Origin of the sequence: uncultured Oceanisphaera sp. (assembly GCF_947495715.1) — a bacterium.
Classification (GTDB): Bacteria; Pseudomonadota; Gammaproteobacteria; order Enterobacterales; family Aeromonadaceae; genus Oceanimonas; species Oceanimonas sediminis.
In genome coordinates, this window is the sequence record NZ_CANLZU010000020.1 from 38,006 (window position 1) to 51,565 (window position 13,560).

Genomic DNA, 13,560 nt, shown 5'->3' on the forward strand with positions numbered 1-13,560 from the left:
GATGATTCGGGTACAAACTGCCGACTTCAGCCTGGGCGACGAATACGCCGCGCTCAGCCAGTCACATCAGACCGGTGCCGTGGTCACCTTTATCGGCAAGGTGCGGGAGATGAACCAGGGCGCGGCGGTCAGCGGCATGACTCTGGAACACTATCCGGGTATGACCGAGCACGCGCTGCAACAGATAGTGGATCAGGCCCACATCCGCTGGCCGTTGCTGGAATGCCGGGTGATCCACAGAGTCGGGCCGCTGGCGCTGGGCGATCAAATCGTGTTTGTCGGGGTGGCCAGCCAGCACAGAGAGGCGGCATTCGAGGCCTGTCATTTCATCATGGACTACCTCAAGACCCGGGCGCCGTTCTGGAAGAAAGAACAAACCGACGATGGCGAACGCTGGGTTGAAGCGAAAGACAGCGACACCCAGGCGGCGGAAAAATGGCACGAGTGATCTGACGTATATTCGTTCCATCCGCTGTCGGACAAAGGGCCCGCTCTGCCGACACGCTACGGGGAATGACACTCATTGTTTCAGCCTGCTGCGAACATTCACTGGATGTTCGGTCAGTCAGAAACGATTCGTCCCGGCGAGACAAGCTCGCCCCATGTAAGCTCGGAAATGCCATCTGACCGCCAGGGATGGCGGGAATGCCGAAACGGCAGGAGCATTTTTCGGCCGTGGCATCTGATGGTCGGTGGAGCAGATCCCTTTGTCCTCCAGATGCAGCAGAGCCGCCTGTTGGCACTGACCTTTCCTTTTCTTCTTGGCGTCAAACGGCCTCCTTGCTAGTATAGCCATCTAAATGTCCAAACGTTCAAAAGCCTGTTGGCTGTTGCTGCCGTTCTCAAGGAGTTGTCATGCGTCGTACCCTGCTCAAGTTGCCCCTGCTGGCCCTGGCCTTCGGTACTTTTCCGGTACTGGCCGTCGATGCGGATAAAAAAGAAATCGTCATCGGCACCACGGTGGGCGACTTCGCCAACATGGTCACCGAGTCGATCAAACCCCAGCTGGAAGCCCAGGGTTACCGGGTCAAGTTGGTCGAGTTTACCGATTACGTGATGCCCAACCTGGCGCTGGCGGAAGGGGCGCTGGACGTCAACTGCTTTCAGCACCAGCCCTATCTCGAGACCTTCAGTAAAGACCGGGGTCTGGAGCTGAGTCCGGTGACCCAGGTACCTACGGGTCCCATGGGGCTGTATTCCGGCAAGCAGGGTGCGCTTGACGAGGTGAAAAAGGGCAGTACCGTTGCCATTCCCAACGATCCCACCAATCAGGCCCGGGCCCTGCTGATGCTGGCGGATCTTGGCTGGATCACCCTGCGCGACGATATCGATCCGTTGCGGGCCAGCGAATTCGATGTGGCCGACAATCCCAAGGGTATCAAGCTGATCCCGCTGGAAGCGGCGCAACTGCCGCGTTCCCGGCAGGACGTGGACTTCGCGGTGATCAACGGTAACTACGCCGCTTCCAGCGGCATCGCCTTCGGCGAAGGCCTGTTCCTCGAGCGCAGCTACGACTTCATCAACTGGGTGGTGGTGCGCAGCGAAGACAAGGACAAGGACTTCGTACAGGATGTGGTCGACGCCTACAACGCCGAGGCCTTCAAGGACTATGCGGTGAAGCGTTTCGAGGGTTACAAATACCCCGAGAGCTGGGGCCGCTAAGCCTTGAAAAACCAGATGCATCGTTCATGGCAGTTTGAGGTTCAGGGTCGTCGGCTGGCGGTAATGGAGTGGGGCGACCCGCAAGGGGTGCCGGTGGTGGCGTTGCACGGCTGGCTCGACAATGCCGCCAGCTTTATCCTGCTGGCTCGATATTTACCACAGCTACGGCTGATTGCCCTCGATCTGGCCGGGCACGGCCTGTCCGATCACCGCGCCGCTGGCCAGCCCTATTACATCTGGGACAACGTGGCCGATGTGCTGGCCTTGCTCGATGAACTGAAATTGAAACGGGTGGCGCTGCTGGGACATTCGATGGGGGCAAGCATTGCGACGCTGCTGGCGGGCAGTTTTCCCGAGCGGGTCAGCCGCTTGTTTCTGCTCGATGGCCTGGCCCCGCGCCATTACCGTGCTGACAGTCTGCCCGAGCAAATGGCGGCAGCCCTGCGAAAAGGCAACCGCATACGCCGCCGGGGTTGGCGCCCTTATGAACAATTTGAACAGGCGGTACAGGCCCGCATGGGCGGCCGCTACCCGGTCAGCCGCGAGGCTGCAACCTGGCTGCTGGAGCGGAGCCTGGAGCAAAGATCCGATGGCTGGTACTGGCGCCACGATATTGCCCTGTCGCAGCCTTCGGTCGTGCGTCTGTGCGAGCAGCAAATCGCCGCCTTTCTCACGCGTCTGACCATGCCGGTGCTGCTGATGATGGCGGAGCGGGGCGACGAGCTGGACGGCGTTGAGCCATTGACTGAACTCGTACGGGATCTTGAGCTGAAAGTACTCGACGGCGGCCACCATATGCATCTGGAAGCAAAAGCGGCGGCACAGATTGCCGATTGGATCGGTGAGCGACTGACCTAAAGCAGCGAGTTAGCGGCATCGCCCCGATCCTAAGCAGAGCTGCATCACAGGTGTGGTTCTGCCGACATTTCCGCCTTCGCGAGGGTGACGATAAAGGCAAACCAGCCCCAGAATCCACATCAGTTACGCGGCATTACCTAGACGATAAACTCCAGGGCAATGCCATCTCTCTCTACCCGTACCACTTTCATCATGAGTGGTGGCAGGGTCTGATCCCAGTCCGGGTCCAGGACTTTAGCTTCAAACAACATGCCGGGTGAAAAATCCGAAGAAGTGGCGACTTCTACCAGGACACCGCTTTCGGACATGTTTCTGATATTACCTTTGATGGGCCCAAAGTGTTCGTTACTCAGGCATATACTGCAGTTCGTTTTACGGCGCGGGTGATAGCGGCGGTCTTCCATTGCCTGTTCCCCCAATGTCTGTGTTTAATGCGGTTCCATCGGCATGAAAAGAGCCTGACGGGTCCTTCAGGTCTCAAGTATAGGCAGGTCTTGAAGCATCGAGGGCAATATCTGTAAAGACACAGATATTCATGCTGTGGAAAAAGGCAGTCATCATCTGTGTCTGGAGGAAGAGGCTGCCGTGTGGATCGGCGAACGGCTGGCTTAAAGCAGCGAATCCTGAGGCGGAGTGTCTTGCTGGACCAGTTCCAGTTCCAGCTGTTTCTTGCGGGCGGCGGCCAGCACCCGGCGCTTGCGATCCTGGCACAGGCGAATAACCTCGCGCTTTTGTCCCGAGCTGAACTGCAGCCAGTTGAAGCGTTCGTCCCGGCTACGAAAGCAGCCCTTGCAGTAGCCTCTGTTATTGACCTGACAGACGCCGATACAGGGACTGGGTACCTCGAAAAACTCCAGTTGCTCCATTTGTTTCCTCCCCATGCTCCCTAAATGGAGCATATTTCACCGCCTTCGGCAAGCGGCTCTTCGCATAAAGAGGCAACAGAGCCGGCTCCCTCGACACGCCACTGATAAATGACACTCACCGTTGCAGCCTACTGCGAACATTCACTGAATGTTCGGTCAGGCTGCAACCGTTCGTCACGGCGAGGCAAGCTCGCCCCCTGAGGGCTCGGAAATGCCATCTGACCGCCATGGAGGGCGGGAATGCCGGAACGGCAGGAGCATTTTCCGGCCTTGGCATTTCACGGTCGTGGGAGTCGTTCTCTGTTGCCTCTTCTGGACTCCGAGTCACCTGTAGACGGCGCCAACAGGCCACGCCGAAACATCAAGGAGGACAAAGGGATCTGCTCCGGCGACCGTCACATGACAGGGATGTCATGTGCTGAGCGTCACAGGGATGTGCCTGAAGCGAGTCGGTGGAGCGGGCCCTTTGTTCGACGTTTGTACAGAAATGCAAGCCTACAGCCAGTCCCTCATCCGGTACCAGGCCATGGCCAGCACCAGCGCCGGTGTGCGTAATAAGCGGCCACCGGGAAACTCGTGGTGCGGAATCTTGCCGAACAGGTCGAAGCGCTCGGTCGAGCCTGCGATAGCATCGGCCATCAGGCTGCCGGCCATGCCGGTGAGGGCGATGCCGTGGCCGGAAAAACCCTGGGCAAAATAGACGTTGCCGTTCAGGCGGCCGAAGTGCGGTGCCCGGTTCATGGTGATGCCCACATAGCCGCCCCAGGTGTATTGCTGTTTCACGTCCTTGAGCTGGGGGAACACCTGGCGCAGTCGCTGGCCCATGGCGCCGGCCAGATTCAGCGGATCCAGCCGCGAATAGCTGACCCGGCCGCCGAACAGCAGCCGGGTGTCGGCACTCAGGCGAAAGTAGTCGAGCACGAAGTTGATGTCCGCCACCGCCATGTTGTTTTTGATAAGCGCTTTAGCTCGCTCGGCACCGAGTGGTTCGGTGGCGGTGATATAGGTACCCACCGGCATGATCTTGCGCTCTATGTCCGGGGCTATGCCTTCCAGATAGGCGTTGCCGCACAGCAACAGATGACGACAGCGCACCCGGCCCCGGGCGGTGTGGGCCACGGGCGTGGCGCCTTGTTCGATGCGGGTGACGGCCGTCTGCTCGTAAAACTGTGCGCCGGCCTTCTGGGCCGCCTGCACCAGCCCCAGGGTGTAGTTGAGCGGATGTACATGGCCGCTGTCGGGATCATAGAGACCGCCGAGATAAGACTCGGTGGCCAGCTCTGCCTGTACCTGATCCTTGCTCCACAGTTGCAGGCTGTCGTAGCCGAAGTGACGACGCAGATCATCGGCCCAGCCTTCCAGCTCGGTCATGTGGCGGGGTTTGACCGCCGCATGCAGGTGGCCGTCGGCCAGAGCGCAGTCGATGCCATGAGTCCTGATGCGCTGGCGCATCTGGGTCATGGCTTCCAGCGAGATGTTCCACAGGGCCCGGCTGGCGTCCTGGCCGACCATGCTGGTGAGTCTGGACTGATCGCAGGCGTAGCCGAAAATCATCTGGCCACCGCTGCGCCCGGAGGCGCCCCAGCCGACCTTATGGGCTTCCAGCACCGCCACCTTGTAGCCCTTTTCTGCCAGCGACAGCGCCGCCGAGGCGCCGGTGATGCCTGCACCGACGATGCACACGTCCACATCCAGGTCTTGCTCCAGGGGCGGGTAACTCAGGGGCAGATTGAGGGAGGCGGCATAGTAGGAATCGGCGTGCGACTGCATAGGAGCTCCATTAGTCATTCTGTTGTTTTGCTTTAATATTCTGGGTCTGCCCACCAAAGGGGCCACTCCGCCGACACGCTGTGAATACCTCCATGTACGCTCTCCGTTTCATCTGACCACCATGGATGGTGGGAATGCCGGAACGGCAGGAGCACTTTTCGGCCCTGAAACGGAAGGTCGGCGGAGCAGACCCCTTTGGTCGTCTGTCTGATGTGGACGCTATCTTGTTACACCAAGTGTTGATACCACTGGTATTCCAGCGGGGTCACGTGCTGGTCGAATTCGGCCAGCTCGAAGCGCTTGTTGATAAGGTAGGCGCGATGAAACTCCTTGCCCAGGTACTGGGACAGCCGGTGCGACTGGGCGAAGCGGTCCAGCGCATCCTGCCAGCGATAGGGTAATAGTGGCAAGTCCAGCTTGTTGGCATCGCCCTGAATGGGGGCGGGGGCCTGCAGTTGCTCGCTGATGCCGTGATCCACCGCCGCCAGAATGGCCGCCACCACCAGATAGGGGTTGGCATCGGCCCCGGCCACCCGGTGCTCCAGCCGGGTATTGGCCTTGTCGCCCGACGGCACGCGCAGTGCCACGGTGCGGTTGTCGAAGCCCCAGCTGGCGTGCAGCGGCACAAACATATGCGGTTGCAGCCGGCGGTAGGAGTTGGCGTTGGGGGCAAACAGCGCCATGCATTCGGGCAGCATGCTGCAGTTGCCGGCAATGGCCTGGCGCAACAGCTCGTGATCCTCGGCGAACACGTTGTTGCCTGCTTCGTCGAGCAGACTGACGTGAATATGCATGCCGGAGCCGGCCTGGCCATTATAGGGTTTGGCCATGAAGGTGGCGTACATGCCTTCCTTGTTGGCCACCGCCTTGATGGCGCGCTTGAGCAGCACCGCCTGATCGCAGGCGTCCACCGCGTTGTTCTGGTGGGTCAGGTTTATTTCGAACTGGCCCGGGGCATATTCGGCCACGGCGTTGTCGGCGGGAATTTGCTGCAGTTTGCACACTTCCGACACCCGCACCAGAAAGTCTTCCCAACTGTCGAGATCGTCGAGCGAATAGACCTGGGTGTCGTGCATGCGTTCATCGGTGCCCGGCAGAATCGGCGGCTGGGGCAGGCCATCGACACCTTCTTTCTGATCCACCAGATAGAACTCCAGCTCCACCGCCACACAGGGGCGCAGGCCCTTGTCCAGCAGCCGTTGTATCACCTTCTGCAAGACATGGCGCGGATCGGCGAAAAAGGGGCTGCCGTCTGTATCTTCCATGGTCATCAGGATCTGGGCGGACGGGGTCTTGTGCCAGGGCACCGGCACCAGGGTATGGGGCAGCAGCCGGCACAGGCGGTCGCTGTCACCCTGAGCCAGCCCCAGACCGGTTTCTTCCACCGTCTGGCCGGTGATGTCGAGGGCAAACACAGACGCGGGCAGGCAGATGCCATCGCGCAGGGCTGTTTCCATGGCGCTGCTTTGAATGCGCTTGCCTCTGAGTACCCCGTTGAGATCGCACAGCATCAGATCGATGGACTGATAATCGGCCCAGGGGCTGTCGGGCGCCGAGTGATGGTGTTTGCGAGGGTCCTTGATCATGTCGTCATCCTTAACGTGCGCTTGCCATCTGGTCAGTTAATCATGCAAGCAGGTGTTTAATATATGGGTATTTTGGTGAATCTTGATTTCGGTCCCGTTCCGGCTCATTGTGATAATGAATCATTTGTCTGGTCATAATTTCTATGTATAGCATGAGCTTAGCCAAAGATAGTCTATGCTTTCCCTTATTTCCCACACCACGGGTATGAATAATGAGTGTTCAAGATCCTGAAAAGCGCGACATGGAATGGTTACGGCTGTGGATGCAGCAGCACGCCATTACCGAGGTGGAGTGCCTGTTGCCGGACTTTACCGGCAACGCCCGGGGCAAGATACTGCCCGCCAGCAAATTCCTCAAGGAAGGGGGCATGCGGCTGCCGGAGAATATCTTTCTGCAGACCGTCAATGGCGACTGGCCGGACGATGACAATATCGACTGGACCGAACGCGACATGGAACTGCACGCCGACATCAATACCCCCCGGCTGGTGCCCTGGGCCAGCGAGCCGACGGCCCAGGTGATTCACGACTGCTTCGACGCCGACGGCAATCCGGTCGATATGGCGCCGCGTAGCGTGTTGCGCCGGGTGCTCAACCTCTATGAGGCCCGGGGCTGGCGCCCGGTGGTGGCGCCGGAGCTGGAGTTCTTTCTGGTCAAGAAAAACGAGGACTGGGACTATCCGCTGGAGCCGCCCATTGGTCGTAACGGCCGGCCCGAGACGGCCCGCCAGTCGTTCAGCATCGATGCGGTCAACGAATTCGATCCCATCTTCGAGGACATGTACGACTTCTGCGAAGCCCAGGGGCTGGAAGTGGACACCCTGATCCACGAGTCGGGCGCGGCACAGATGGAGGTCAACTTCATTCACGGCGATGCGCTGGATCTGGCGGATCAGGTGTTTCTGTTCAAGCGCACCATGCGCGAAGCGGCCATGCGCCATGACGTCTACGCCACCTTCATGGCCAAGCCGATGAAGAACGAGCCGGGCAGCGCCATGCATATCCATCAGAGCCTGATCGATGCGAACGGCAACAATCTGTTTGCCAATGCCGACGGCAGCCACAGCGAGCTGTTTCTGCACTTTATCGGCGGCATGCAGCACTACATTCCCAGCGCGGTGGCGCTGTTTGCGCCCAACGTCAACTCCTACCGGCGCTTGGCGTTTGGCGACTCGGCGCCGCGTAACATGGCCTGGGGCGAAGATAACCGCACCGTGGGCCTGCGGGTGCCGCGTTCGGTGCCGGCCGATCGGCGGATTGAAAACCGCTTCGCCGGAGCCGATGCGAACCCCTACCTGGCGCTGGCCGCCAGTCTGGCCTGTGGTTATCTGGGCATGATGAACAAGATAGCACCCACAGAGCAGATACAGGGCAGCGCCTATAACATGCCCTTCGGCGTGGCCCGCAGTCTGGAAGAAGCGCTGCTGGAACTGGAGCAATGCGATGAATTGTGTCAACTGCTGGGGCCCCGCTTCGTCAACGCCTTTATTTCGGTCAAGCGCAAGGAATACGAGGCCTTCTTCACCGTGATCAGCGCCTGGGAACGGGAGTTTCTGTTGCTGAACGTGTGACAGACACCGGCGTGAAACCATCGGCAACCAGCCGGGCAGGCCGAAGCCGTCCCTGAAACTGGCCGTAGGGTCGAATTTATTCGACCGATAAATCTCAATGGAATGGGTATAACGCACAGGGAGTCAAGCATGGCAAAGCTACCGAAGAGTCCGTTGCAACAGCTGGATGCGGCCCATCATCTGCATCCCTTTACCGACAGTCAGGCGCTGCATCACAAAGGCGCCCGGGTGATTGAGCGGGGCGAGGGCGTGTATCTGTGGGATGCCGACGGTAACCGTATTCTCGACGCCATGGCCGGACTCTGGTGCGTCAACCTGGGCTATGGCCGGGAAGAGCTGGTGCAGGCCGCCGAGCAGCAGCTGCGCCGACTGCCTTATTACAACCTGTTCTTTCAGACCACCCACCCCAGGGCCACCGAGCTGGCGGCTACCCTCGCCACCCTGTTACCCGGCGACATGGAGCATGTCTTTTTTACCGGCTCCGGCTCCGAGTGCAACGATACCGTGGTGCGCATGGTGCGTCACTACTGGGCCGAACAGGGGAGGCCCGAGCGCAACACCATCATCAGCCGCCATAACGCCTATCACGGCTCCACCCTGGCCGGCGCCTCGCTCGGCGGCATGAAGCCCATGCATGCTCAGGGCGGCTTGCCGCTACCGGGCATAGTGCATATCGACCAGCCTTATTATTTCGGCGAAGGCGGGGGCCAGAGCCCACACCAGTTTGGTCTGCAGCGGGCCCGTCAGCTCGAGCAGAAAATTCTGGAGTTGGGGCCGGACAAGGTGGCGGCCTTTATCGGCGAGCCCATTCAGGGTGCCGGTGGCGTTATTATTCCGCCCGACTCTTACTGGCCGGAAATTCAACGCATCTGCCGGCAGTACGACATTTTGCTGGTGATGGACGAGGTGATCTGCGGCTTTGGCCGCACCGGTCACTGGTTTGCCAGCGAACACTACGGCCTGCAGCCGGATCTGCTGTGCATGGCCAAGGGCATCACCTCCGGTTATATCCCGCTGGGGGCGGTGGCGGTGGGATCTCGGGTGGCCGCCGGACTGATAAAAGGCGGCGAGTTCTTTCACGGCTTCACCTATTCCGGCCATCCGGTGGCCTGTGCGGTGGCGCTGGCCAATATCGCGGTGATGCAACAAGAACGGCTGGTGGCGCGGGTGCACGACGACATAGGCCCCTATCTGCAACGGGAGTGGGCCAGCCTTAGTAGTCACCCGTTGGTGGGCGAAACCCGTGGGCTGGGGCTGTTGGCGGCGCTGGAACTGGTGGCCGACAAAAGCGACAACCGGCGCTTTGACGAGGATGTCGGGGCCGGAGTCATCTGCCGCGAACACTGTTTCGAGCTTGGCCTGGTGATGCGGGCGGTGGGCGACACCATGATTATTTCGCCGCCGCTGGTGATCGGCAGGGCTGAAGTCGACGAGTTGATAACCAGGGCGCGTCAGGCGCTGGATCTGACTTACCAAACACTGATGAACTGACAAGGATGGAGAGACGCAGCTGGTCCGCAGCGCTGGCATCCGAAGGAGAAGACATCATGGAGCTTGCCGAACGACTGAAATGGCTGCGGGGCCGTCATGGCCTGACCCAGCGTGAGCTGGCCCGTCGGGCCGGGGTGAACAACAGCCTGATCTCGCAAATCGAGCAGGCGGCGGTCAACCCCTCGGTGGCCACGCTCAAGCGCATACTGGACGGCTTTCCCATCACCATGGGCGCCTTTTTCAGCCTGGAACAGGAACCGGTTCGACAGTGCTTTTTTCGCCAGCAAGACCTGTTGCCCATGCAGAGCGGTGAGGTGCAGATGTGGCTGCTGGGCCCGCTGCACCGGGGCCACAAACTGGCGCTGCAACGGGAGCGGTATCCGCCGGGGGCCGACACCGGTCCCGACATGCTGAGTAACGAGGCGGAGGAAGCCGGTCTGGTTCTGAGTGGCGAAATCGAGGTCACGGTGGGGGAGCAGTGCTGCGTATTGCAGGCCGGTGACGGTTATTATTTCGACACCCGCCAGCCCCATCGATTTCGCAATATCGGCAAGGAACCGTGCGAGCTCGTCTCGGCGGCGACCCCACCTACTTTCTAGCGGTATCGGTACCGTCCTGTAGCTTGCAAATAATTGAATGTGAAAACGCAAACGCGCAAGATGAAGGTAACCAACGATTTATTGACGCCGTCTCGCCACCTGGCGCCGGGATGGCATCATCGACAACATTGAGTACAGAGGTGGATATGGATATCGGGGTACCACGGGAAATCAAGAATAACGAATATCGGGTCGGCATGACCCCCGGCGGGGTCAAGGAGCTGGTGCGAGATGGCCATAGCGTGCTGGTGCAGTGTGGGGCCGGCAGCGCCATCGGCCTGTGCGATGAAGATTATGCCGCCGCCGGCGCCGAGCTGGTGTCGGAGGCGAGCGAGGTGTTTGCGCGGGCGGAGATGGTGGTCAAGGTCAAGGAGCCTCAGCCTGAGGAATACCAACAGCTGAGACCCGGGCAGTTGCTGTTTACCTACCTGCATCTGGCGCCGGATCTGGCCCAGACACAGGGGTTGCTGAAGTCCGGTTGTACCGCCATCGCCTACGAGACCGTCACCGATGCCCGGGGCGGCCTGCCGTTGCTGGCGCCGATGAGTGAGGTGGCCGGCCGCATGGCGATACAGGCCGGTGCCCACTGTCTGGAAAAAGCCCAGGGCGGGCGAGGCGTGCTGCTGGGTGGCGTGCCGGGCGTGGCCCCGGGCCGGGTACTGGTGCTGGGCGGCGGTGTAGTGGGCATCAACGCCGCCCGCATGGCGCTCGGGCTGGGCGCCGATGTAACCATACTCGACAAGTCACTGGCGCGCTTGAAAGAGCTGGACGGCCTTTACGGCCCCGGGCTGAAAACCCTGTATTCCACCGCCGATAACATCGAGTTTGAATTGTCTCGCAGCGATCTGGTGATCGGCGCCGTGCTGATCCCGGGGGCGGCGGCGCCACGGTTGGTAACCCGCGACATGCTCAAGCTGTTGCCTCAGGGCGCCGTGCTGGTGGATGTGGCCATCGATCAGGGCGGCTGTTTCGAAACCAGCCGTGCCACCACCCATCAGCAGCCGACCTTCGAGGTAGATGGCATCGTCCATTATTGTGTGGCCAACATGCCGGGCGCGGTAGCGCGTACCTCGACTTTTGCCCTGACCAACGCCACCTTGCCCTTTATTCAGGCGCTGGCCAACCAGGGCTGGCGGCAGGCGCTGCAGCAGGACGAGCATCTGGCTCGTGGCCTCAACGTGCACCAGAATCAGGTGGTCTGCCAGGCGGTGGCCGAGGCTCATGGCCTGAGTCATACCCCGCTTGATCAGGTGTTGACCACCAACTGAGCAGGCGGCCTGCCCACGTAAGGAGAGTTGACGATGGCGTTGAGTAGAGAGCAGGAAGCGCGCGCCCGGGCGCGATTTACCGATGATATGGACGAGGTCGGCGATGCCGAGCTGCATCAGGCGGCCCGTGAGGGCGAACGCAAGCTGGACCGGCTCGCCGAAACACCGCCGGCCGCGCTGCTTGACTGGTGGCAAGAGCTGAAACTGATGGTGAGTCTGCTCAACGACTACCGCAAGGGTGACTACCGGGCCGTGCCCTGGAAGGTGATGGCCGCCTTGACCGGGGCCGTCATCTATTTTGTGTCACCGCTGGATGTGGTGCCGGACTTTCTGCCGCTGGCCGGTTATCTGGATGATGCGCTGGTGATCAAGCTGGCACTGGATCTGGCTCGCGCCGATCTGGCCCGATACGCTGCTTGGAAAGCGCAACAGCCTGGTGAATGAACTGAACACCGAATTTCTGTCTGGCCACGCCACCTTGATTCGGCTGGGCCTGGCCTTGTTGCTGGGCACCCTTATCGGCATTCAGCGCGGCTGGCAAAGCCGGGACAGTCAGACCGGGCAACGGGTGGCGGGCATACGCACCCACGCGCTGGTCGGTCTGTTTGGCGGCCTGGTGGCCTTGCTCGGTACTCATGTTGGTCAGTGGTTGATTGGCGTCGGCCTGCTGGGAATGATGGCATTGACGCTGGTGGCCTACCGGGCGCGCAGCCGGGATCTGGCCGACTACAGCATCACCGGCAGCATGGGGCTGGTGCTCACCTTCTGCTTCGGGGCCCTGGCGCTGCTCGATGACCCGGCCATTGCCGCTACCGCGGCGGTGATCACCGCCTTTATTCTGGACAACAAGCGCGAAATTCACGGTCTGCTGCAAAAACTGCAAGAGCATGAACTGGATGCGGGACTCAAGCTGTTGCTGATTTCGGTGGTGATGCTGCCCTTGTTGCCCAACCGGGCCATGGGGCCGGGCGGCGCTATCAACCCTTTTGAAATCTGGTGGATGGTGGTGCTGATCGCCTCCATTTCTTTTCTCGGCTATTTTGCCATCCGGCTGGGAGGCACCGAAAGGGGTATCTTCTTTACCAGCCTGTTTGCCGGCCTCACTTCCTCCACGGCGCTGACCCTGCATTATGCCCGGCTGTCGCGCACCTCGCCGGTGCTGGCCCCGCTGCTGGCCGCCGGTATTCTGCTGGCCTGCGGCACCATGTTTCCCCGTATTCTGGTGTATTGCGCGCTGATCAACCCGGCGTTGCTGGCCACGCTGTGGCTGCCGGTGCTGGTGATGACCCTGTTGCTGTATGGTCCGGCGGCGATGATCTGGTATCGGCACCGGGGCAGTAAGCTGGTGGATCAGCCCAGCCTCGACATGAATCCACTCGATCTCAAGGCGGCGTTTTTCTTCGGGGGGCTGATTCTGGTGATCATGCTGCTCGGCGAATGGTTGAAAGCGCTGCTGGGGAACGCCGGTATCCTGTTGCTGGCGCTGGCCTCTGGGGTGACCGATGTGGATGCCATTACCCTGTCGCTGAGCCGAATGTCACTCACGGGTATCGATCATGGCACCGCGGTACTCGGCATCGTGCTGGCGGCCTCGGTTAACAACCTGGTGAAAACGGCGATGGCGCTGACCCTGGGCGACCGCGCCCTGGGGCGACGGGTTGCGCTGGCCATGGCGGCGTCGTTGCTGGGCGGTTTGCTGGTGGCCTGGGGAGTGAATTGAAAAGGCCCGGAAAACCGGGCCTTAGGGCTAACACCAGTCAGTTAAGCGTAAAACGGAATCAATTGACTTCCCACCGACACGCCGTAAACCCATCCCTGGGGGCTCTGCTACGCCATCCCTGGCGCAGAAGGTCGGTTTGAAAGCCAATCGATCCCGTTAACTGAACGGT

At 60.6% G+C, this 13,560-nt stretch carries 13 protein-coding genes; 9 read left to right on the plus strand and 4 right to left on the minus strand.

All coding sequences use genetic code 11. The annotated features are described in order from the left end of the window. Nucleotide 1: 1 nt before the first annotated feature. From moaE to Q0753_RS13340, 3 genes are all read left to right on the plus strand, one after another. Nucleotides 2–448, plus strand: a complete 447-nt coding sequence (gene moaE / locus Q0753_RS13330; protein WP_298721956.1) for a molybdopterin synthase catalytic subunit MoaE — start codon at nt 2–4, stop codon at nt 446–448. 407 nt (nt 449–855) lie between these two features. Beyond that, a complete protein-coding gene (locus Q0753_RS13335) occupies nt 856–1,662 on the plus strand; it encodes a MetQ/NlpA family ABC transporter substrate-binding protein (RefSeq protein WP_298721958.1) in 807 nt (268 codons plus the stop codon). Nucleotides 1,663–1,677: 15 nt separating this feature from the next. Beyond that, complete coding sequence (locus Q0753_RS13340; RefSeq protein ID WP_298721961.1) at nt 1,678–2,520, plus strand: alpha/beta fold hydrolase; 843 nt, start codon at nt 1,678–1,680, stop codon at nt 2,518–2,520. A gap of 137 nt (nt 2,521–2,657) precedes the next feature. Here the strand turns inward: Q0753_RS13340 and Q0753_RS13345 are convergent, their stop codons facing one another. The 4 genes from Q0753_RS13345 to Q0753_RS13360 form a co-directional block, all read right to left on the minus strand. Then, nucleotides 2,658–2,924: a PilZ domain-containing protein gene (locus Q0753_RS13345; RefSeq protein ID WP_298721964.1), complete on the minus strand. Its 267-nt coding sequence runs from the start codon at nt 2,922–2,924 to the stop codon at nt 2,658–2,660. Nucleotides 2,925–3,128: 204 nt separating this feature from the next. Beyond that, on the minus strand, nt 3,129–3,386 hold the full coding sequence (locus tag Q0753_RS13350; RefSeq protein WP_298721967.1) for a DUF1289 domain-containing protein: 258 nt from the start codon (nt 3,384–3,386) through the stop codon (nt 3,129–3,131). A 495-nt stretch (nt 3,387–3,881) separates the two neighbouring features. Further along, the gene (locus Q0753_RS13355; RefSeq protein ID WP_298721970.1) at nt 3,882–5,156 is read right to left on the minus strand and encodes an FAD-binding oxidoreductase; all 1,275 of its coding nucleotides are present in this window, start codon (nt 5,154–5,156) and stop codon (nt 3,882–3,884) included. A gap of 227 nt (nt 5,157–5,383) precedes the next feature. Then, complete coding sequence (locus Q0753_RS13360; RefSeq protein ID WP_298721973.1) at nt 5,384–6,742, minus strand: glutamine synthetase family protein; 1,359 nt, start codon at nt 6,740–6,742, stop codon at nt 5,384–5,386. 242 nt (nt 6,743–6,984) lie between these two features. Between Q0753_RS13360 and Q0753_RS13365 the strand changes: the two genes are divergently transcribed. The 6 genes from Q0753_RS13365 (at nt 6,985) to Q0753_RS13390 (ending at nt 13,391) form a co-directional block, all read left to right on the plus strand. Then, complete coding sequence (locus Q0753_RS13365) at nt 6,985–8,313, plus strand: glutamine synthetase family protein (RefSeq protein WP_298722064.1); 1,329 nt, start codon at nt 6,985–6,987, stop codon at nt 8,311–8,313. A gap of 129 nt (nt 8,314–8,442) precedes the next feature. Further along, nucleotides 8,443–9,804: an aspartate aminotransferase family protein gene (locus Q0753_RS13370; RefSeq protein WP_298721976.1), complete on the plus strand. Its 1,362-nt coding sequence runs from the start codon at nt 8,443–8,445 to the stop codon at nt 9,802–9,804. A 56-nt stretch (nt 9,805–9,860) separates the two neighbouring features. Then, on the plus strand, nt 9,861–10,403 hold the full coding sequence (locus Q0753_RS13375; protein ID WP_298721979.1) for a cupin domain-containing protein: 543 nt from the start codon (nt 9,861–9,863) through the stop codon (nt 10,401–10,403). A 146-nt stretch (nt 10,404–10,549) separates the two neighbouring features. Then, nucleotides 10,550–11,671, plus strand: a complete 1,122-nt coding sequence (gene ald, locus Q0753_RS13380; protein WP_298721982.1) for an alanine dehydrogenase — start codon at nt 10,550–10,552, stop codon at nt 11,669–11,671. A gap of 33 nt (nt 11,672–11,704) precedes the next feature. Beyond that, nucleotides 11,705–12,115 (plus strand): YkvA family protein, encoded by a 411-nt coding sequence (locus tag Q0753_RS13385; protein WP_298721985.1) that lies wholly within the window; start codon nt 11,705–11,707, stop codon nt 12,113–12,115. Continuing rightward, nucleotides 12,108–13,391 (plus strand): MgtC/SapB family protein, encoded by a 1,284-nt coding sequence (locus Q0753_RS13390; RefSeq protein ID WP_298721988.1) that lies wholly within the window; start codon nt 12,108–12,110, stop codon nt 13,389–13,391. The genes Q0753_RS13385 and Q0753_RS13390 overlap by 8 nt, the downstream gene beginning before the upstream one ends. Nucleotides 13,392–13,560: the final 169 nt, after the last annotated feature.